The following is a 20,156-nucleotide window of genomic DNA, read 5'->3' as shown; positions in this document are numbered from 1 at the left end:
CCGGCCGAGCTTTAGCGAGGGGCAGAATTCTAATTGCTTCAATCGCAGAGAATTTCCTGTCATACAAAACAAATGAATTTGGTGAAATACTGTCAACAATTGAGATCACTTCGTGATGTTTCCTGCGGAAACTGGGTTCCGGCTCTCGCTAAAGCTCGGCTGGAATGACGGTAGGGTTAGGAGCTCGGCCGGAATGACGGTAGGGTTTGTTGTTCGGCTGGAATGACGGTAGGGTTTGTTGTTCGGCTGGAATGACGAAAGGGGCTGTGGCTCGGTCAGATAAATAATTCTGGAAAGTATTATCATGCATGCTGCGAAGCAGTGGTCTAGGTTTAAATCAGCGTTTATTTTAGAAATGTATCGACTTGCTGTTTGAGTTGGTCTAGGTAGCCGGGTTTCATTGGGTCAAGCCAAATGGCGTTTTCTTCTTTGCGCAGCCAGGTGAGTTGGCGTTTGGCCAGTTGTCGGGTGGCGACGATGCCTTTGAATTTGAAGTCTTCGAATGTGGTTTTGCCTTCTAGGTGTTCCCAGGCCTGTCGGTAACCGACCGATCGCATCGATGGCAGTTCGGGGTGGTTTCTGGGTTCGGCCATCAGTGTTTTCATCTCGTCTAAGAAACCTTGCTTGATCATGATGTCAAAGCGCAAGGCGATGCGTTCATGTAGCACGCTACGGTCTTCAGGTGAAATGATGATTTTCAACACATCCATGTCCAAAGATTGGCCTTGGTCTTGGGCATACCAATGGGTGATGGTTTTTCCGGTGGCCAAAAAGACTTCATAGGCGCGATTGATGCGCTGTGGGTCATTGGGGTTGATGCGTTTGGCGCTGGTGGGATCAACTTCAGCGAGTAAATCATGCACATGCTGCCAACCTTTTTCTTGGGCAATTTGTTCAATTTTCTCTCGAATGGCGGGATCAGCTTCAGGTAAGGATGACAAGCCATGTTGTAGCGCGTTGTAATACAGCATGGTGCCACCTGCCAAGATAGGTATTCGGCCAGCATCATGACTTTGTTGCATTAACAGTTTCGCATCGCTGCAAAAATTTGATGCGGAATAGGGTTGCCAAGTTTCGCAGATGTCGACCAAGGCATGTGGTGCTTTAGTCAAGGTTTCGGCATCGGGTTTGGCGCTGCCAATGTTCATGCCTCTGTATACCAAGGCCGAGTCTACGGATATGATGTCGCCGCCATATTTTTGGTGGAGCAATATTGCCGCGTCGGTTTTGCCGGCGGCAGTGGGTCCCATCAGGAATATGGCTTTTTTCCGCACTTTATTCGTTGTCACTGATGGAGTCGGTGATGTACCGAATGATGGCTTTTTGTTTTAAATTATTGGCTTTTAAATGCACCAAGACCAATAGGAATAAAACGGTATAGGCGAATTGAAACATGTATTGTTCTACTTCTTCAGGACTGGCGGTAAAGCGGAGGGCAAAAGCGACCAGTACGATGACTATGCTGGCGACCATGCTTCTTTTGTTGATGTTTTTTATGTGGTTATTGAACTGTTCAGTTTTCATGTTTTTCCCTCTTGTGTGATGAGCTTATTTTTGTGCTAATATTATTGGCCACGCATGAACAGTTTGTCCAATTGTTTCATGTCAAGCTGTGCCCAAGTGGGTCGCCCGTGGTTACATTGGTCTGATCGTAGGGTGTTTTCCATGTCGCGCAGCAGTGCGTTCATTTCCATGATGGACAAATGGCGGTTGGCACGCACCGAGCCGTGGCAAGCCATGGTGGACATGATTTCATTGATTTGGGCTTCAATTTTCTGGCTCGAACCCAAAGCGACTATTTCAGACAACACGTCTTTGATCAAGTTTTCAACATCAGCATTCGCCAACAGTGCAGGGATTTTTCGAATCACCACGCTTTCGGTGCCAGCAACGGTGACTTCAAAGCCCAGTTTGGCAAACCATTCCTGGTGGCTTTCTACGGCCAAAACTTCACGTTCTGAGACATTGACTTGAATCGGTACCAACAGTTTTTGGTTTTTTAAAGCATCTTCTGCAAACTTGATTTTCATGCGCTCATAGGTGATGCGTTCATGGGCGGCATGCATGTCCACCACAATCATGCCATGGGCATTTTCTGCGATGATAAACACACCGTGAATTTGGGCTTTGGCAAACCCCAAAGGCGGCATGTCATTCTGTTCATCCATGCTGGCATTAAATGGATTGTTTGGATCGGCATTCTGGTTGGCATTTGGAAAAGGTGGCAGTTGATTGCTGCTGTTGGCTGCGGCTTGTAAGTAATCAAAGCCGGCGCTTTGGTCATTGGCATGACTGCCAGCTTGGTTGCCGAATTGGTTATTGATTGTCGCATTGCCCGGAAAGCCGCCACCTTGTGATGATGAACCGCCAGTAGGGAAGCTACCCTGTGGCATGTGCAATCGGCCTTGGGCTTGAGAAAGATCAGGTTGTGGTGTTTCGTTTTGTAATTCATGTACTTGACCCACACGGGTTTCGGCCAAAGATTGGTGAATTGAGCCAAAAATAAAGTCATGTACCAAGCGTGAATCACGAAAACGGACTTCATGTTTGGTTGGATGGACATTGACATCAACCAATTCTGGGTCCATGTCTAAATACAACACAAAGGCTGGGAAGCGACCGTGGAACAGCACGTCTTGGTAGGCTTGGCGAATCGCATGACCGACCAATTTGTCTTTGATCATGCGGCCGTTGATGTAGAAAAATTGGCGGTCGGGTTGGGCACGGTTCCAATTCGGTTTGGCCACCCAGCCTGACATTTTCAAGGTGCCACGTTGTTGTTCGATAAAGATGGCGTTTTCAATGAAGTCTTTGCCACAGAGTAAATTGATGCGTTGGTGTTTTAAGGCATCGGCATTGCCGCCTTGTGAATTGCGTACCACTTTGCCGTTGTGCGATAAGCGAAAAGTGACATCAAAGCGAGACAAACTGACGCGTTTAATCAGCTCATCTATGCGCAGAAATTCAGTTTTGTCGGTTTTCAGAAAGCGCCTGCGTGCGGGTGTATTAAAGAACAAATCTGAAACAATAATTGTGGTGCCAATGGGGTGTGCCGCAGGTGTCGGTGCTTCCACTTGACCACCGTGGGCGTTGACTTGAAAGGCCATCTCAGCATCTTCATGCTTGGAGGTGATTTCAAAACGACTCACAGAGGCAATACTGGGTAGGGCTTCACCACGAAAACCTAAAGATAATAAGGCTTCTAAATCATGCAAAGAAGAAATCTTACTGGTGGCATGGCGTTGTAAAGCCATGGCCAAGTCGGTACGTGCGATACCGCAGCCGTTGTCCGTTATTTTGATGCGTTTTTTGCCACCCACTTGAACATCAATGTCTATGACAGTCGCGCCAGCATCCAGTGCGTTTTCAACCAATTCTTTGACCACAGAAGCAGGTCGTTCTACCACTTCTCCGGCGGCAATTTGGTCAACCAATTGGTCAGGTAATTTTTTAATCATCATAAATCCTCATGGGCAAATTTTAACTTTTTTGCTGCACTATAACCAGACAAAGGCGCTGATCTGCGCCTTTGTTTGAAGATTGAATCCTCTGTTTAATTTAAATGTTGGTTTCAATGCTGGTATCAGAATATACCTCAGTACATAGCTTAGTTCTGGGGCAAATCTGCTCCCGGAATCCATGGCGCACCGGCCTCATAGATTTTCTGTTCCAGTTGTGGAATGGTTTGCTCAAGTAATTTTTGCATGAGAGCGTGGCTTGATTGGTATTCACTTTCAGCAATTTCAACCGCTTCAATATGGGTTGCCGTTGGGCCGTATGTCGACATGGCAGTGCCTAACAAGGCAACGCCTAATCGGTCACCAGCAGTCATGTGCTTACCTTTTTCGCCAATTTCTTGTTTTGAAACGTGGCCATTGAATTGGAAGTTCAGTTGATCTAACTGTTTTTTGACTGCCAATAACTGTTGGTCTAACTCACCCGGCATGGCGGTACTGCGCGCCAATGCTTGACCCAATTGCTCAGTGCGTTTCATGGCAGCTGCTATTTTACTGTTCGCTGCGCCTAACTGTCTTTGTAGTCCACTCAATCGCTTCCAGAATGCCACCGTTTCTTCAACCGGTTTGCCTTTTAAAGCACCGCTTCTCAAAGCTTTAACAGTAAAGCTTTGAGTTTCAGATAAGGCCTCAAACTGACCATTGTGTTGTTTCATCAATGTGGCTGTGTATTCACCTGGAGCGGCCAACATGCCTTGAGGTTCATCACCAAAAAAACCACCTGCTTCAATGTGTGTCATTTCTGGATAACGCAAGTCCCATGCCACTTGATTGAAGCCTTTCTTACCCGTGCCTTTGACGCGTTGAACCACTTGATTTTCGCTGTCTTTAATAATCAGCCAGACATCAGGGCCTTGCTCTGTACGCTCTTTCTCTAAAGCATCCCAACTGGGAACGCTGATAGACTGTTTGTCTTTTAGGGCTTTCTTCTCTGTTTCTTGTCTTTTTTTCTTAGCAGACTTCATGCCTTCCTTAAGGTGATAATTAAACACCGCACCGAAAGGTGGATTTTTGGCCGTATAAAATGAATCACCTTGAGATGCTTTTTCGGAACTGTCCAAAACGGCACGCGGCAAATACCACCAAGCATCACGGCTTGAGAATAAAGTGGCTTCTTGCTTTAATTGTGATTCAGTGACATTTCTTAAAAAACTGTAGTCATCAAGCACGTAAAAACCACGTCCAAAAGTCGCTGCGACCAAGTCATTTTCACGTTTTTGTATTGCCAAATCACGAATGGCAATGGTTGGCATGCCGCCTTTTAAAGCTTGCCATTGTTTGCCACCATTGAATGTGACAAAAAGACCAAATTCGGTTCCAGCGAACATCAAGTCAGCTTTGACATGGTCCTGAACGATACGCCAAACCAATGTTTTGCTAGGCAATCCTGTGCTCAGTTTTGACCAAGACTTTCCTCGGTTGCTACTTTTCAATAAGTAAGGCTGGTAGTCACCGTATTTGTGGTTATCTAAGGCCACATAAACGGTATCGGCATCATGTAAATCGGCTTTTATGTCGTTGATAAAAGCGGTTTTTGGAACGCCAGGTAAGTCACCTGCTTCAATTTTTTTCCATGAATCGCCACCATTTTCAGACACTTGAATGATGCCATCATCGGTGCCTATATAAAGTAAACCTTCTTCAACAGGAGATTCGCTGACAGATGTGATGGTGTTGTATGTGCTCATAGCGAACATGTCCCAAGGCATGTCCCAACTTTGTGTGTCACCCATGATGGGCAGCTGCATGCGGTCTTGGTCGCGGGTTAAATCGCCAGAAACAGCAGTCCAAGAGTCACCCCGGTCTTCTGAACGCCACAAACGTTGTGAGCCAAAGTAAAGGCGGGTGTTTTTGTGTGGACTGACCAAGATGGGGGCATCCCAATTGAATCGCTCAGGGGCTTCACCTTGACCTGCTTGTGGTTGAATATAAACAATTTCGCCCGTTGTGCGGTCTACCCGTACCAAATTACCTTGTTGCCACTCGGCATACATGATATCTGGGTTGCCCGGTTCTGTCGCTGGTTGGTGGCCATCACCGAATAACACAATGTACCAATCTGAATTGCGGATGCCATGTACATTATCAGTTCGAGATGGACCGCCTTGGGTGTTGTTGTCTTGGGTGCCACCGTAAATATTATAAAAAGGTTCAGCGTCATCAACGGCCACTTTATAAAACTGGGTCAATGGCAAGTTATCAATAAAGCGCCAAGTTTTGGTTAAATCAAAAGTTTCATATAAGCCGCCATCTGTACCAACCAATAGATAATCATCATCACTGGCTTTGAAGGCAATGGCGTGGTTATCCACATGCTTGTTTTTTTCATTCATAAAGCGCATTGTTTTACCGCCGTCATCAGATATTTGCATGATGTTACTGGCCAAATACAAACGATCAAATGCATGAGGAGACGCATACAGTTCTTGATAATAATGCGGGCCTGTACCACCAGAAACGGCATCAGATTGTTTTTCCCAAGAACGGCCTTGGTCAGTTGATTTATAGATGCCACCAGTACGTCGTTCTAATTCTATAGCTGCATAAACGACATCTGGTTTTTGTGGAGAGATGGCCAAACCTATTTTGCCCATTGGGCCATTGGGTAAACCATTTTTCAGTTGATCCCAATTTTCACCGCCATCGTCAGTTGAATAGATGGCGGTTTTGGGTCCACCACCCATGTATGCAGCAACCGTTCTGTGGTGCTGCCATGTGGCGGCATATAATTTGTCTGGGTTTCTGGGGTCAATAACAACGTCTGTGGCTCCGGTCCATTCATCATCACCGAGTACTTTTTTCCAATCTTCACCGCCATTGCTTGTTTTGTATAAGCCGCGGTCACCACCTTTTGACCACAAAGGGCCCTGGGCTGCCACCCAAAGTGTGTTTGAATCATTGGGATGGATCACCACAGTTGAAATGTGTTCTGAATCTTTCAAACCCTTGTTTACCCAACTGACACCGCCGTCGGTTGATAGGTAAATACCATCACCGAATGAGGTGTGTCTGCCGCCGACATTTTCGCCAGTACCAACCCAAATTCGATTGGGATTACTCGGGTCTATGGTGACTGAACCAATAGAATAGACTTTTTCTTTATCGAATATGGGTATCCACGTGGTACCTGCGTTGGTGGTTTTCCAAACACCACCAGAGCCTACGCCAACATACCAAGTGTTCTCATCGTTGGGGTGAATGGCTATGTCAGCAATGCGTCCTGACATCAACGCAGGGCCAACGTTGCGAAGTTTGATGCCTGACAATGGATCTGATTCTGGGGTCTTAGTTGCCTTGGCTAAGGTTGAGCTGCTGACAACAAAAAGTGCCAGTAATAATATCAATGTGGTGTATTTTTTCATGTTATCCTCTTTTTATCCCCTTAATTGTTACGCGTGTGAGCTAAATATTGTATAGGTAAATAGTCATAAATGTCTTTGAATTCTGAACTTTTGGCCGATAATATAGCTTCTTTTATTCAAGGTAAGCGAACCCATGCAATCCATGACGGCCTTTGCGGCACAAGAAATCAATTCAGATTTAGGTAAACTCACTTGTGAAATTAAATCTGTGAACCAACGTTTTTTAGATTTGACCATCAAGGCCCCAGATTTTTTGCGCACAACAGAAGAAGCAATTCGCAAAATGTTCAACAAAAACATTTCGCGTGGCAAAGTATCTGTATTCATTCGCTTTTACCCTAATCAAGACGTAAATTTGAATGAATTGACAGTTAACCAGTCATTGTTAAAACAGATACAAGCTTGTTCTGTTGCTGTTCATGACACTTTAGGTGGTCAATATAATTTCGGTGTATCACAAGCGATGAACTGGCAAGATGTGATCATTCAACAACCTGCTGATACGTCGGCTTTGCAAAAGGTAGCTGTTGAACTGATGGAAAAAAGTGTCGCTGATTTAATTGCCAGCCGCAAACGAGAAGGACAGGCAATGAAAGATGTGTTGACTGAGAAGATTGACATCATTCAAGCCAAAACCAACGAAATACGTGAATTTATGCCGGCCATCAACCAAGCCTTACAAGACAAGTTGAGACAAAAACTTGAAGATTTTGATGTTGATGTCAATCCAGAACGCTTTGAACAAGAAGTGGCATTCCAATTACAACGTATTGATGTGGGCGAAGAAATCGACCGTTTGGATGCACACGTTATCGAGGTTAAACGGGTATTGGAGTTAGACGAACCTGTGGGTCGTCGATTGGACTTCTTGATTCAAGAATTGAACCGCGAATCAAACACCATCGGTTCGAAATCCGCCAGCATCTTGTCATCAACGGCCAGTATTGACCTGAAAGTGGCGATTGAACAAATGCGCGAACAGGTTCAGAATATTGAATAACCTGGCTCCATAGCTGACTATTAAGGCAAGATAAGTATTAACCCTCAAATTGATTTCTAAGGATATTTTATTAAGCAAAGTAATAACCAACTCATTATGAGCCATGTATTTTAATAGCATATATTTTTTTATTTACCTGGTTGTCGTTTTAGTCATTTCTGCCGCTCTTAGAAAAGTTAATAAACAGTCAGAAATATGGTTTTTAGTTTTGGCCAGTGCCTTCTTTTATGGCCAATGGAACTGGACTTATCTCATACTCATCTATGTCACTATAGTGGCAGATTTCATTATTGGGCTTAAATGCTATCGGCACGAGCAGCCTCATAAATATTTAAACCTTAGTTTGTTGATCAATTTAGGAATTTTAGGTTTTTTCAAATACGCTAACTTTCTTTTAGACTCTGCCAATGGTGTAGTGGTTGCTGTTGGATATCAGCCATTACAGCTATTTGACATACTTTTACCTGTAGGCATTTCTTTTTATACCTTTCAAAGCTTATCCTATACTGTTGATATTTATAGAGGGCAACTGAGGCCTAGAACAAAAATTTCTGAATACGCGTTGTTTGTTTCATTTTTCCCTCAGTTGGTCGCAGGACCCATTGTTAGGGCGTCGGAATTTTTTGAACAGTTAGATAAAAAGAGAAGCTTCAGCTTTGCAATGGCCCAATCGGGCGTCATGTTAATCATGCTGGGGTTGGTCAAAAAAGTGGTGTTTGCTGACAATTTAGCTTTGTTTGTAGATCCCGTGTTTGACAACCCACAAGCTGCTGGTGGTATGGAAACTTTGTTGGCTGTGTATGCCTTCGCCTTTCAAATTTATTTTGATTTTTCGGGCTATACTGACATCGCTATAGGTGTGGCGAAACTACTTGGCTTTACATTTCCTAAAAATTTTAACCACCCCTATTTGGCTTTATCAATTCAAGATTTCTGGCGAAGGTGGCACATGACCTTATCGCGGTGGTTGAGGGATTATTTATATATCAGTTTAGGAGGGAACAGAAAAGGGGCTTGGAAAACACAAAGAAATTTGTTTTTAACGATGTTTTTAGGTGGTTTATGGCATGGTGCCTCTTGGAATTTTGCTGTTTGGGGTGTGTTACATGGGGTTTATCTTGCTATAGAAAGGTCCTTAGGAAAGAGGATGGTATTTAATTCACAGTCTGTTTGGTATAGATTAACCAAATGGCTGATTGTTTTTCATTTGGTGTGTTTTGCGTGGATATTTTTTAGGGCTAATGACTTTTCTTATAGTACAAAAATCATTTCAAACATTGTAATGATGAAAGGAGATTTTATACTTGATGCTTCCACAATATTTACTGCCTCACTGGTATTATTGATGCCCGCAGTTCATTGGTTTGGCGCTAAAATTGACCTTGCAGGTAACAGTGAAAAAATGGGAACAATACCCTACATATTTTGGCAGTCAATTTTTGCTTTGTTTTTGGTGTTCTTTTATTCTAAAGGAGGGGATTCCTTTATGTATTTTCAGTTCTAAGCATGATTAAGTTTTTATTAAATAAAAAATTTTGGGCACCCATTATTGTGTTGTTGGTTTTCTTTATTTTAAGTGAGTATTTGTTAAGTTTTGGATATTGGGATAAGTTAATCAAACCAAAATCATACCTTGGAAATGCTATTCACAGAGAAAAAGCAGTTAAGGCGTTCGGACTTGAAAAAATAGACTGGATAACTGTTGGAGACTCTCGATTTGACTGGGGAATTAATCACGGAAAGTTAAGAAAAGAAAGAATGAAGGCGGGTGAAAATGTACTCAGAATGTCTTTTGAGGGGGCCGACTATTTTTCTATGCAAGCAACAGTCAACTGGTCAATTGAAAATATGCCAAACCTAAAAGGTGTATTAATAGGCGTGAATAAGAGCAGCTTCATAAACTCTACTGTTTCTGAAAGGTCCCTCTTGGTGGCCTGGCCTTTTTTGAATGACTCTGATTTGGTTTTATATCAATCAATGTCAATGAAAAAAAACCTTAAGCGTTACTTTTACTCATTTGCTTGGTTCGCGTTTTTTAATGACATTAAAGATTTCTTAAAAGACCCATTTCTTCGAGTTGAAAAACTGAAAAAACATAGCTACAGTAGCCACTTAGACACGCTGGACTATAATCGAAATCGAACTCAAAATACATGTAAGTATGATTTAAGCAGCATGGAAACATGCGTCATGGAGGCGAATCGATTAAAAAATAAGGACACTAAATTAACATACGTGGATCGTTTGATAATAAGGGCATGTGAAAAGGGTTCAAACCAAGCCAGACTTCAGGGTCCTGTAAAATATCTCCCTAAGGCTAAAAAGTTAACGGTCAGAAATAATTGGAATGATTTAGTTAATTCTACAACCAGCAAGGGTGTTGCAATAAAATTTGTAATTTTGCCTTCTCATAGTATGTTTACTTATAGACTTGGTACTTTGGAGGATTTTGATTTTATGATGGATGTTTTGAAATCATTTAAGTCAAATACAAAAGTAGAGGTACATGATTTAAGCCAAAGTTTCAGTGAAGCCAAGGGAGGTGAGTGTGAATACTATAAAGATCCAACGCACTACAGCAACTTAGGAAAGACTGTTTTAACACAAAATTTAATTATTAAGTTAGGGCAAAGCGGATAGGCCGGCAATATGACTGTATAAGATAAATGATTTATAATAAGGCGTTTTTTCTGGATAGGTTGTTATGAAGCATTTGGTGGGCACTTTATTTATTGTTTCGGCGCCGTCGGGGACGGGGAAGACTTCATTGGTTAATGCATTGGTGCGTGACACCAATCATTTGAAATTGTCGATTTCACATACCACACGCCCAGCGCGCCCAAAGGAAATTGATGGTTATAACTATCATTTCATAGATGAAGCCAAATTCAAGCAAATGGAGATGGCGGGTGTCTTTATGGAATCGGCTAAGGTGTTTGGTAATTACTATGGCACTTCGCAAGAAACTGTGATTAAAATGTTGGAAGACAGTCATGATGTGGTTTTAGAAATTGATTGGCAAGGTGCTCAGCAGGTAGTTAAACGCATGCCAGATGCCGTGATGATTTTCATATTGCCGCCAAGTATTGAAACATTGCGCGAACGTTTAGAGAACCGCGATCAAGATTCACCTGAAGTGATTGATAACCGCATGGAAAAAGCCAAGGCTGAGTTGAAACACCACCCGATGGCGGATTTTTTGGTCGTCAATGATGATTTTGAAGAAGCTTTGAAAGGGATGAAAGCCATCATTAAGTCAAACAGGCTGACCACCACCAAGCAGCAAATCATCAATCGCAGGTTGTTAGCAAAGTTGGTGCAATGATTCACAATACTTTTCACGATGTGGATACGGGCACATGGACTCACGTGTTTGCCTGTCCGACAGAAAGCACTTGTATCGTTATTGATTCGGTATTGAATTACGATGCTGAAACCAAAACCACCAACACAGAAAGCATTGATCAAGTGATCGCGTTGATTGAAACCAATGATTGGCAGTTAAAATACATTTTAGAAACGCATGCGCATGCGGATCATTTAACTGCTGCTCAAATTTTGAAGCAACGTTTAGGTGGAGAAGTATGCATTGGGCGTGGCATCGTGGAAGTGCAACAAACATTCAAAGATCGATTGCCTTTGGGTGATGATTTCAAGGCTGACGGCAGTGACTTTGATTTATTGTTGTCTGAAGGTGATGTGTTGTGTTGTGGTCGTTTTCCTATTGAAGTGATGACGACTCCAGGTCATACCAGTGATAGTTTGACTTATTTGATTGAAGATTTTGCTGTGATTGGTGACACCTTGTTTCATCCTGATTCAGGTTCAGCGAGATGCGATTTTCCAGGTGGTGATGCGGCAGTTTTGTACCACTCGATTAAAAAAATTTTATCACTGCCTGCGGACACTAAATTGTGTTTGGCTCATGATTATCCAGAAAACAGAGCTGCAGTTGCAACCGTTTCTGTGGCCGAACAAAAAGAAAGCAATATACATTGTAAAACCCCGTTTGAAGCAGAGCAATATATAGCAATCAGAACACAGCGTGATGCCCAATTAGACCCACCAAAATTGATAAAACCTTCATTGATTCATAACGTCAAAGCGGGTCACTAACAGCGTTAGCTTGTTGATAATTGTTTGATGCCGTTTTCTAAACCTGCCAAGGATAGAGGGAACATGCGGTTATCCATTATCTGTTGTAGCATTTGTGTTGAATAAGTGTAGCGCCAATGACCTTCATTAACAGGGTTTAACCAGATGGCATGTTGCCAAGTATCTAAAACCCTTTGCATCCACACATGACCAGCTTCTTCATTCATGTGTTCGACACTGCCAAAAGGTTCGGAAATTTCATAAGGGCTCATTGCAGCATCTCCGACGATAATGACATGGTAGTCTTTGCCATAGGTGTTAATCACATCCCAAGTGCTGATGTTTTCTTGATGACGCCTTTGATTGTTTTTCCAAAGTTTTTCGTAAATACAATTGTGAAAATAAAAATATTCTAAGTGTTTGAATTCAGTTTTAACTGCTGAAAACAGTTCCTCACACAGTTGAATGTGCCAATCCATCGAGCCACCGACGTCAAAGAAGATCAGCAATTTGGCCGCATTGTGCTTTTCAGGCCGCATTTGTAAGTCCAGCAACCCCGCATTTTGAGCTGTTGATTTGATGGTGCTGTCTAAATCCAATTCATCAGCAGCGCCGGTACGAGCAAATTTGCGCAGCTTCTTCAGCGCCATTTTGATCGAACGGGTGCCGATTTCAACTGAATCATCCAAGTTTTTAAACTGGCGTTTTTCCCACACCTTGACGGCTTTATTGTGCTGACTTTTACCACCTATGCGGATGCCTTCAGGGTGGTAACCTGAATTTCCAAAAGGGGAGGTGCCGCCTGTGCCTACCCATTTGTTGCCACCTTGGTGGCGTTTTTGTTGTTCTTCGAGGCGCTTTTTTAATGTTTCCATTAATTTATCAAGACCGCCCAATGCTTCAATTTTTTTCTTGTCTTCTTCGCTTAGATTTTTAATCCAATCAGGTGCCAGCCAATCATGAGGAATCAAAAACGACTCTAAATCATCGAGCATCTCCAAACCATGAAAAAAGTGACCGAAAGCAACGTCAAAACGATCAAAATACTTTTCATCCTTGACCATACACAAACGAGCCAACTGATAAAATTCATCAGCTGAGCCAAAAGCCACATCGGCTTCTAAGGCTTCTAATAGCAGTAACAGTTCCTTGGTTGAAACAGGAACACCGGCTTTTTTTACTGTATAGAAAAAATCAATCAACATAATAGCATCATGTGTTTAGCTTTCACGACGCATCATAAAGGCCAATTTTTGCAGCATGTGTACGTCCTGTTCATTTTTCAATAAGGCGCCATATAAAGGTGGAATGGCTTCTTTGATGTTTTTGCCTTGCAAGACTTCAGGCTGGATGTCGTCGGCGAGTAATAATTTAATCCAGTCAATCAACTCAGATGTTGAAGGTTTCTTACGCAAACCTGACACTTCACGCAATTCAAAAAACGTTTCCAGTGCGGCATTAAGCAATTGTTTTTTGAGGTCTGGGTAATGTACTTCAACGATTTGTTGCATCGTTTTTTTGTCAGGAAAATTGATGTAATGGAAAAAGCAGCGACGCAAAAAAGCATCGGGTAACTCTTTTTCATTGTTACTGGTGATGATAATTATGGGACGTTGTTTGGCAATAATGGTTTCGCCAGTTTCATAGACGCTGAATTGCATCTTATCCAACTCTACCAGCAGGTCATTGGGGAATTCAATGTCGGCCTTGTCTATTTCATCAATCAACAGAACGACCTGTTCTTCTGAATCAAAAGCCTGCCACAACATGCCTTTTTTGATGTAGTTTTTGATGTCATGGACTTTTTCATCACCCAATTGAGAGTCTCTCAAGCGTGATACCGCATCGTATTCATACAAGCCTTGCTGGGCTTTGGTGGTGGATTTGATGTGCCATGATAACAATTTCATCCCCATGGTTTTGGCCACTTCTTCGGCTAACATGGTTTTTCCGGTGCCAGGTTCGCCTTTGATCAGCAGCGGTCTTTGTAATGTGACTGCGGCATTCACTGCCATTTGTAGGTCGTCAGTGGCTACATATTGGTCACTGCCTGTGAATTTATTTGTCATGGGTTGTCGATGTTTTTTTTAAAGGGGGTATTTTAAGGTGATTCAAAGCCGTTGGCAAAGATTGGCGGCTCTTCAATCACATGAATCACACCGGTTTCTGTGTGGTTGGGATTTTCACAGTGGTAGCTGATGCTGCCTATTTCATCTAAAACTTTAAAGAATTGCCATGGAAACCCATCATAAGCTTGGCTGTTATTCATACCATCTTCACGACATCCGTCAGCACACAAAAAACTGTCGTCATCGGCTTTGATGTTGTGCTCGCCTTCATTATTAATGAACAATACCCTTGACCCTTTAAAAACAGATATGGTCTGTGGTGAAAACCCATTGTTGTCAATGGTAATGATTTCATCTGGCACCGGATTGTTGACAAAAATGGAACCTGTCATGATGCTCTGATGGGGTTCGCACACATAGGGAATGGTGTTACTGGGTTGATGGAACGTAACTTGCGTTGTCCAGCCAATACCATCATCACCATTGCCACCACTGTCATCACAACCAAACGCACACCTGAACATAAAGTCTAAGTTTTGTGAGGCGACATTGTGGTTATTGAAACCTTGGTTTTCCCATCTCACAGTGTCACCGGCTTTGATGGTTATGTTGGCTGGGGAAAAGTTGTTGTCTTGTACAATCACGTCATGTGTTGCTGCATAACTGGTGCTTGAACAAATCATCAGTGACAAAAATAGTCTCATGCTATAAAAAACGGTAATGAATTGAGTATTTTGACTTATTAGGTCAATAAAATCGTTAAAAAATTAGAAATAAAAATTAAATCAGACTGAATCACAGTAAATTATGTGAAGCAATTCCCACTCCAAAAGTCCTGACGCTTTAAAATATTAAACAACAATCATAATAATTGAAGGTAAATTTATGGGCATTTTCAAAGAAAAATATATCCCAAGAGCGGAGCGGTCTGAGCGAATTTTGTCGCAACTCAATAAAAATAAATTCAAAAAAAGTCAATTGACATTAAGGCAAAAACGTCAAGCTTCATTGAAAGCCAACAGCACATATCCAAACTTTCAGGGCGCTGCCGCTTCACCTGATTTGATACATTTGGTTTTGAGTAAAATGGCTTTTGGCCCATCACCAGAGGATGCGTCTCACATTCAATCTTTACCTGGTGCTAATAATGAAGCCAAAGTATTGTCTTATATTGATGAACAGTTGAATTATGAAAATATAGATGACAGTTATGCCGATTCATTGCTTCAAGGAAGTAACGGCTTCACAACTTTAAACAAAACCAGGAAGCAATTGTATCAACAGCATGTCAGAAGACCTGATGGAAATCCAATTGATTGGGAGGACCACATCAGGCCGGGTAGAGAAACGGTGGCTGCAACGTTTATACGCAGCGTTCATTCAAAACGACAGCTATTTGAAACCATGACTGACTTTTGGCATAACCATTTCAGTGTGTATCAATACGGCGACAGCATCCAAGGTATGTTTGTTGAGTATGACAGGGATGTTATTCGTGCCAATGCCTTAGGAAACTTTCATGACATGTTGTATGCGATGACTCGCTCTACTTGTATGATGATGTACCTCGGTAATGCTTTGAATAATGTTACAGAGCCGAATGAAAATTTTGCTCGAGAGTTAATGGAATTACATACATTAGGTGCTGAAAATTATTATGGCCATATGGATCCGGCAGATGTGCCAGAAGATGGCAATGGTCAAAAAATGGGATATGTAGAAAGGGATGTTTATTATCTGGCTCGGGCTTTAACTGGCTGGTCTTATGATGGTGCGCATTGGTCAGATGACGATGATGGTCATGCACCTACTGGGAATTTTAAATTTCGCGAAGATTGGCATTATGATGGCATATCTCGGGTTTTGGGTGAATACTATGAATTTGACGCGGCATTCCCATTAGGTGATGTGCGTGCAATATTAAAAATGCTGGCTGCGCATCCTGGAACAGCAAAATTCTTAGCAACCAAACTCTGTCGCCGGTTCATTTCAGACAGTCCGCCCCAAAATGTGGTCGCTCAAGTGGCAGATGTTTTGCAGCAAAATTGGAATGCAGATGATCAGATTAAACAAGCCATGGACGTGCTTTTAAAATCACCTGAATTTTTAAGTACATGGGGAGAGAAAATAAAAAGACCCTTTGAAAAATCGGTTTCTGTGATGCGTCAAATAGGATTTAATTTCACTTTCAATCCAACCGAAAGTACTTCTAACACCCACCGTTGGATTTTTGATGAGTCAGGTGGTTATCCGTTCAGCTGGTCATCTCCAAATGGTTATCCAGATACGAAATCTCACTGGTTGGGCTCTTCTGCTCAAATGATGACATGGCGTTATATCCAGTGGTTTTGTCAAGACCGAGATGATGACAATGGCAATATACCGTACAACAACATTTTAGAGCAAACTGAGGCTGCTTTTCCCAACAGCAATGACATCACTGCCAACAACTTGGTTGATTATTGGTATGAACGGCTGTGTGGCGTTTCACCTGATTCCCACTCACGAGATAAGCTGGCACAATTTATGTCTTTACAGCACTTGAATGACGGCAACCCGATTGGACGTAATGAGCCAATAGATTTGAGCGAAAACAGTTGGCCTGAGTTTAACCTTGAACGATTGATGGCTTTGGTTTCAATGATTTGTATGACAGCAGAATTCAGCTATCGATAAGGAGTGATGAGATGAAAAAAATGAACAGAAGAAATTTTATCAAGGGCTCAGGTATGCTGACCTTGGCTGGCATGGGTGGTTTGCAACTTGGCTTTGCTAAAGGCATGAATAAAGGTGGCACTGGCAAAGACTTGTTGGTTTATGTGTTTTTGAATGGCGGTATGGATGGATTACATATGGTACCTCCTCGTTCTGGAGCGGATTACAGTCATTATGCAAACTTGCGACCCAGCTTATATATTCCCAGTAATACATCATTGCCACTGAATGGTACTTCGGCATTTGGTATGCACCCACAAGCATCAGGACTGGCTCAATTATTTAATAATGACAAAATGGCGATTGTACATGCCACTGGTTTAATAGAATCAAATCGAAGTCACTTTGAGGCCACGCGCTATTTAGAGCTTGGGGTGGCTGGTGCCTCTGGTGCCAGTTCAGGCTGGTTAACCCGTTATTTTCAATCATCCATCAGTACGCCAAGTAATGCCATTTTACCGTCATTGGTGCCCAGTTACAGTAACTCTGATGCGGTGCTGGGTGATGCGGCTTCTTTGGTTTTGGCTAATCCTCAAGATTTTGCATTACAGGCAGGTCATTACAGCTGGGAGGACGAAGTTCAGGCGACGTTGACTGAAATTAACAGCCAAGTGAATTCTCTTGAAAGGATGAGTGCATACCAAACATTAAATGCCTCTTCGATTATACAAAGTATTGACTGGGACAGCTACACGCCTGGAAATGGGGCGTCATATCCTAACAGTTTTATTGGTGAGCAACTACAAACAGTGGCGCAGCTGTACAAAGCGAATGTGGATTTAGAGGTGGCTTATGTGCCCACGGGCGGTTGGGATACGCACAATAACCAAACCAGTGTGTTTAACGGTTTGGCAGGTGACTTGTCGAGCGCCTTGTATGCTTTTTATCAAGATTTGACAGCCTCTCACGAAGGGCAATTTACGGTAGTTGTTCAATCAGAATTTGGCCGCAGAGCGTATCAAAACTCTGATAACAGTACGGACCACGGTTATGGGAATCCTATGTTTATCATTGGTGATGAAGTGGTGCCTGGGTTCCATGGTCAATTCCCTGGCTTAGATGCCAGTGAGTTGTTTGAAGGGGATGATGTGGATGTGACGGTAGATTACCGTGATGTGGTCAGTGAAATCATTATGAAACGCATGGGTAACCGTTATTTAGGACATATTTTCCCAGGTTATAGTGACTATACAGAGCTAGGTGTGGTGAATGGTCCTAATTTAACACCCATTTATGACGATTCTTTTGATGTGATATTTAAGGCTGGTTTTGACGATTGAGGAAAATCAGGTGGTTTGTCATGTTCAAACCACCTTTTTTTAATTATTTTTTTAAGTCCCAAGCATCAATCCATTCAATTGAAACGGGTTTCATTTCAAAGTCATTGATTAACCTTTGGCTCATGTCTTTCAAGTGTCCAGCACCATAAAATACAGCCAAGCGTTTGTTTTTGGTGCTGAGCATTTCTCTGCGCAACACTTTGAATGCTTTTTTATTGCGTTCCGTTATCAAGGTTGAACCTTCGCTGCCTTCGAGCATGCCCAGTGTTTCATCCATGTTTATCATTTCTTTGGCCATCAAAATTTTCAACTGATGCGATGCGTCACCAGACATCAAAGCCATCATCATTTCGGTGTTGCTCATGCTGCCACCTTTGAGTTGTTGAACCACGCCTGCGCGCCAAAGTTTGATCATCATGGTTATGATGGACTCGCCTTTGTCAGCCATGCTTTTACTCATTTCTTGAGGTGTCATGTCGGCATGAACAAAGTTTTTGGCGGAATAGTCTACTTGATCCATTTGATAGGTTAAATCCAAAACGTTCTTCATGCCATGCTGTAGCATGGTGATGGGGCCTTGTTCGCTCATTTTTGTATTCTTTTGTATGCGTGCATTTTCAGGCATAACGGCTTCAAATAACACGGCATCGTAATTTTTGAATTTTTCATTCAGGGTTGCATAATAAGCGGCATCGCCTACATGAACCGCAGCCACAAGATCAACAGACCTGCCTTGTTGGTCTTGGTAGCGGACAATGGGCATCTGTAGGGCATGTTGTGAGTCATTTTCTACATAACGTCCAAAAACTAAGTTGTCTGGATTAACCGGAAGTTCATTGCTGGTCGCAATAGCACAAAAGGATATTAGTATAAAAGTAATCAAGGATTTTTTGTTCATTGTCAGTAGGGTGGGTGAGTGTTTGTATTAGATGAGGGTTTTGTGTAAAAGTTCAAGATACCATGTTTGGAGTGTCAGGATAAAAATTAAAAAGACGCATACCCGTCAGGCATCTAAGTCAGGGATTAACATGTTTTCATAGACATTTAACATGTCTTTGATTTTAAGTTTACGCTTTTTGAGTCGTTTGATTTTGATTTCATCGATGCGGCCAGAGTCAATCAAAACATCAATGATTTCGTCCAATTCACGGTGTTCTTCTTTGAGGTCATGTATGAAATGACGGATTTCTGATTGTGTTAGGCTCATGAATATTAGGGTAAATATTGATTATTCATTAAGTTTAGCCTAAGGTTCAGCCTTTTCCAACTGTACAAACCTAAAAATGGACACAGCTTCTCATGCTTTCAGCAAAATTCAGCGCAAATTGCGCAGTCAAGTGACCAAAGCTTCGGCTGATTTTGGGTTGATTGAGCCAGGTGATCGCATCATGGTTTGTTTGTCGGGAGGCAAAGATTCTTATGCCATGTTGTCGATACTTCAAGAAATTCAAAAGAAAGCACCGTTTGCATTTGAGCTGATTGCGGTTAACTTGGATCAAAAACAACCCGGTTTTCCAGAACATGTATTACCAGAGTACTTAGCTGGACAAGGCGTTGAATTTCATGTCATTGAAGAAGACACCTATTCTATAGTTACTGATAAGATTGAAGCGGGTAAAACCACCTGCGGTTTGTGTTCACGTTTACGCCGAGGTATTTTGTACCGCGTAGCCAATGAACTCAATATTGACAAAATTGCTTTGGGCCATCACCGAGATGACATGGTAGAAACCATGTTCCTGAACATGTTTTTTGGCTCAAAACTACAGTCAATGCCGCCTAAATTACGCAGTGATGACGGTCAAAATGTGGTCATCAGGCCTTTGGCATATTGTAAAGAAAGTGACATAGAAGTGTATGCACAAGCCATGGCATTTCCCATCATCCCTTGTAATTTGTGTGGTTCGCAGGAAAACCTGCAACGCCAAGCCATCAAAATGATGCTGCGTGATTGGGAACGCATACAACCAGGTCGAGTCGATAACATCGCCAAAGCCATGGGTAACATCGCACCCTCACACATGTGTGACCCTGAGCTGTTTGACTTTAAATCTTTGAGTTCAAACCCATCATTAAAAGTGGTCAAGCCTTAAAGTAATCCGACTTTAAGGCTTTGATTG

The 20,156-nt window shown here is 42.4% G+C and carries 17 protein-coding genes; 8 read left to right on the top strand and 9 right to left on the bottom strand.

Annotated features, from left to right (window positions below; all coding sequences use genetic code 11):
* Positions 1-344: 344 nt before the first annotated feature.
* The 4 genes from miaA to FET73_RS11165 form a co-directional block, all read right to left on the bottom strand.
* Positions 345-1,250, bottom strand: a complete 906-nt coding sequence (miaA, locus tag FET73_RS11180) for a tRNA (adenosine(37)-N6)-dimethylallyltransferase MiaA (RefSeq protein WP_154224047.1) — start codon at positions 1,248-1,250, stop codon at positions 345-347.
* Between the two features lie 25 nt (positions 1,251-1,275).
* Positions 1,276-1,524, bottom strand: a complete 249-nt coding sequence (locus tag FET73_RS11175) for a hypothetical protein (protein ID WP_154224046.1) — start codon at positions 1,522-1,524, stop codon at positions 1,276-1,278.
* 41 nt (positions 1,525-1,565) lie between these two features.
* A complete protein-coding gene (gene mutL, locus FET73_RS11170) occupies positions 1,566-3,461 on the bottom strand; it encodes a DNA mismatch repair endonuclease MutL (RefSeq protein WP_154224045.1) in 1,896 nt (631 codons plus the stop codon).
* A gap of 146 nt (positions 3,462-3,607) precedes the next feature.
* Positions 3,608-6,877 carry a VPS10 domain-containing protein gene (locus tag FET73_RS11165; RefSeq protein WP_154224044.1) on the bottom strand — a complete coding sequence of 1,090 codons (3,270 nt, stop codon included), beginning with the start codon at positions 6,875-6,877 and terminating at the stop codon, positions 3,608-3,610.
* Positions 6,878-7,010: 133 nt separating this feature from the next.
* On the opposite strand from FET73_RS11165, the gene FET73_RS11160 reads away from it, so the two are divergent.
* The 5 genes from FET73_RS11160 to FET73_RS11140 all read left to right on the top strand — a co-directional run bounded on the left by FET73_RS11160 (position 7,011) and on the right by FET73_RS11140 (position 11,993).
* A complete protein-coding gene (locus FET73_RS11160) occupies positions 7,011-7,877 on the top strand; it encodes a YicC/YloC family endoribonuclease (protein WP_154224043.1) in 867 nt (288 codons plus the stop codon).
* Between the two features lie 346 nt (positions 7,878-8,223).
* The gene (locus FET73_RS11155) at positions 8,224-9,381 is read left to right on the top strand and encodes an MBOAT family O-acyltransferase (protein ID WP_179952245.1); all 1,158 of its coding nucleotides are present in this window, start codon (positions 8,224-8,226) and stop codon (positions 9,379-9,381) included.
* Between the two features lie 2 nt (positions 9,382-9,383).
* Positions 9,384-10,517: a hypothetical protein gene (locus FET73_RS11150; RefSeq protein ID WP_154224041.1), complete on the top strand. Its 1,134-nt coding sequence runs from the start codon at positions 9,384-9,386 to the stop codon at positions 10,515-10,517.
* Between the two features lie 64 nt (positions 10,518-10,581).
* On the top strand, positions 10,582-11,202 hold the full coding sequence (gene gmk / locus FET73_RS11145) for a guanylate kinase (protein WP_154224040.1): 621 nt from the start codon (positions 10,582-10,584) through the stop codon (positions 11,200-11,202).
* Positions 11,199-11,993 (top strand): MBL fold metallo-hydrolase, encoded by a 795-nt coding sequence (locus FET73_RS11140; RefSeq protein ID WP_154224039.1) that lies wholly within the window; start codon positions 11,199-11,201, stop codon positions 11,991-11,993. Before gmk ends, FET73_RS11140 begins: the two co-directional genes overlap by 4 nt.
* 5 nt (positions 11,994-11,998) lie before the next feature.
* On the opposite strand, the gene FET73_RS11135 is transcribed toward FET73_RS11140, so the two are convergent.
* From FET73_RS11135 to FET73_RS11125, 3 genes are read right to left on the bottom strand one after another with little or no spacing between them, the layout of a single operon-like run.
* Positions 11,999-13,177 (bottom strand): vWA domain-containing protein, encoded by a 1,179-nt coding sequence (locus FET73_RS11135; protein ID WP_154224038.1) that lies wholly within the window; start codon positions 13,175-13,177, stop codon positions 11,999-12,001.
* Positions 13,178-13,192: 15 nt separating this feature from the next.
* Complete coding sequence (locus tag FET73_RS11130; protein WP_154224037.1) at positions 13,193-14,041, bottom strand: AAA family ATPase; 849 nt, start codon at positions 14,039-14,041, stop codon at positions 13,193-13,195.
* Between the two features lie 32 nt (positions 14,042-14,073).
* Positions 14,074-14,724: a plastocyanin/azurin family copper-binding protein gene (locus FET73_RS11125; protein WP_246172738.1), complete on the bottom strand. Its 651-nt coding sequence runs from the start codon at positions 14,722-14,724 to the stop codon at positions 14,074-14,076.
* Between the two features lie 202 nt (positions 14,725-14,926).
* On the opposite strand from FET73_RS11125, the gene FET73_RS11120 reads away from it, so the two are divergent.
* Positions 14,927-16,717 carry a DUF1800 domain-containing protein gene (locus tag FET73_RS11120; RefSeq protein WP_154224035.1) on the top strand — a complete coding sequence of 597 codons (1,791 nt, stop codon included), beginning with the start codon at positions 14,927-14,929 and terminating at the stop codon, positions 16,715-16,717.
* Positions 16,718-16,728: 11 nt separating this feature from the next.
* On the top strand, positions 16,729-18,036 hold the full coding sequence (locus FET73_RS11115) for a DUF1501 domain-containing protein (RefSeq protein WP_154224034.1): 1,308 nt from the start codon (positions 16,729-16,731) through the stop codon (positions 18,034-18,036).
* Positions 18,037-18,079: 43 nt separating this feature from the next.
* On the opposite strand, the gene FET73_RS11110 is transcribed toward FET73_RS11115, so the two are convergent.
* On the bottom strand, positions 18,080-18,934 hold the full coding sequence (locus FET73_RS11110) for a hypothetical protein (RefSeq protein WP_154224033.1): 855 nt from the start codon (positions 18,932-18,934) through the stop codon (positions 18,080-18,082).
* A 105-nt stretch (positions 18,935-19,039) separates the two neighbouring features.
* Entirely contained in the window at positions 19,040-19,243 is a 204-nt protein-coding gene (locus FET73_RS11105; protein ID WP_154224032.1) for a DUF465 domain-containing protein, read from the bottom strand.
* A gap of 76 nt (positions 19,244-19,319) precedes the next feature.
* On the opposite strand from FET73_RS11105, the gene ttcA reads away from it, so the two are divergent.
* Positions 19,320-20,129 carry a tRNA 2-thiocytidine(32) synthetase TtcA gene (ttcA, locus tag FET73_RS11100; RefSeq protein ID WP_154224031.1) on the top strand — a complete coding sequence of 270 codons (810 nt, stop codon included), beginning with the start codon at positions 19,320-19,322 and terminating at the stop codon, positions 20,127-20,129.
* Positions 20,130-20,156 lie beyond the last annotated feature (27 nt).

It is taken from the genome of Marinicella rhabdoformis, assembly GCF_009671245.1.
Taxonomy (GTDB): domain Bacteria; phylum Pseudomonadota; class Gammaproteobacteria; order Xanthomonadales; family Marinicellaceae; genus Marinicella; species Marinicella rhabdoformis.
Note: the sequence above shows the minus strand (reverse complement) of the source record. Positions and strands in the feature narration are given on the sequence as shown.

What these genes read in the sequence shown, in the direction of transcription:
- FET73_RS11115 (WP_154224034.1), top strand. Translation starts at nt 16,729, where the DNA reads ATGAAAAAAATGAACAGAAGAAATTTTATCAAGGGCTCAGGTATGCTG.
- FET73_RS11135 (WP_154224038.1), bottom strand. Translation starts at nt 13,177, where the DNA reads ATGTTGATTGATTTTTTCTATACAGTAAAAAAAGCCGGTGTTCCTGTT.
- FET73_RS11150 (WP_154224041.1), top strand. Translation starts at nt 9,384, where the DNA reads ATGATTAAGTTTTTATTAAATAAAAAATTTTGGGCACCCATTATTGTG.
- FET73_RS11175 (WP_154224046.1), bottom strand. Translation starts at nt 1,524, where the DNA reads ATGAAAACTGAACAGTTCAATAACCACATAAAAAACATCAACAAAAGA.
- FET73_RS11110 (WP_154224033.1), bottom strand. Translation starts at nt 18,934, where the DNA reads ATGAACAAAAAATCCTTGATTACTTTTATACTAATATCCTTTTGTGCT.
- FET73_RS11140 (WP_154224039.1), top strand. Translation starts at nt 11,199, where the DNA reads ATGATTCACAATACTTTTCACGATGTGGATACGGGCACATGGACTCAC.
- FET73_RS11120 (WP_154224035.1), top strand. Translation starts at nt 14,927, where the DNA reads ATGGGCATTTTCAAAGAAAAATATATCCCAAGAGCGGAGCGGTCTGAG.
- gmk (WP_154224040.1), top strand. Translation starts at nt 10,582, where the DNA reads ATGAAGCATTTGGTGGGCACTTTATTTATTGTTTCGGCGCCGTCGGGG.
- FET73_RS11130 (WP_154224037.1), bottom strand. Translation starts at nt 14,041, where the DNA reads ATGACAAATAAATTCACAGGCAGTGACCAATATGTAGCCACTGACGAC.
- mutL (WP_154224045.1), bottom strand. Translation starts at nt 3,461, where the DNA reads ATGATGATTAAAAAATTACCTGACCAATTGGTTGACCAAATTGCCGCC.
- FET73_RS11160 (WP_154224043.1), top strand. Translation starts at nt 7,011, where the DNA reads ATGCAATCCATGACGGCCTTTGCGGCACAAGAAATCAATTCAGATTTA.
- miaA (WP_154224047.1), bottom strand. Translation starts at nt 1,250, where the DNA reads ATGGGACCCACTGCCGCCGGCAAAACCGACGCGGCAATATTGCTCCAC.
- FET73_RS11105 (WP_154224032.1), bottom strand. Translation starts at nt 19,243, where the DNA reads ATGAGCCTAACACAATCAGAAATCCGTCATTTCATACATGACCTCAAA.
- FET73_RS11165 (WP_154224044.1), bottom strand. Translation starts at nt 6,877, where the DNA reads ATGAAAAAATACACCACATTGATATTATTACTGGCACTTTTTGTTGTC.
- FET73_RS11125 (WP_246172738.1), bottom strand. Translation starts at nt 14,724, where the DNA reads ATGATTTGTTCAAGCACCAGTTATGCAGCAACACATGACGTGATTGTA.
- ttcA (WP_154224031.1), top strand. Translation starts at nt 19,320, where the DNA reads ATGGACACAGCTTCTCATGCTTTCAGCAAAATTCAGCGCAAATTGCGC.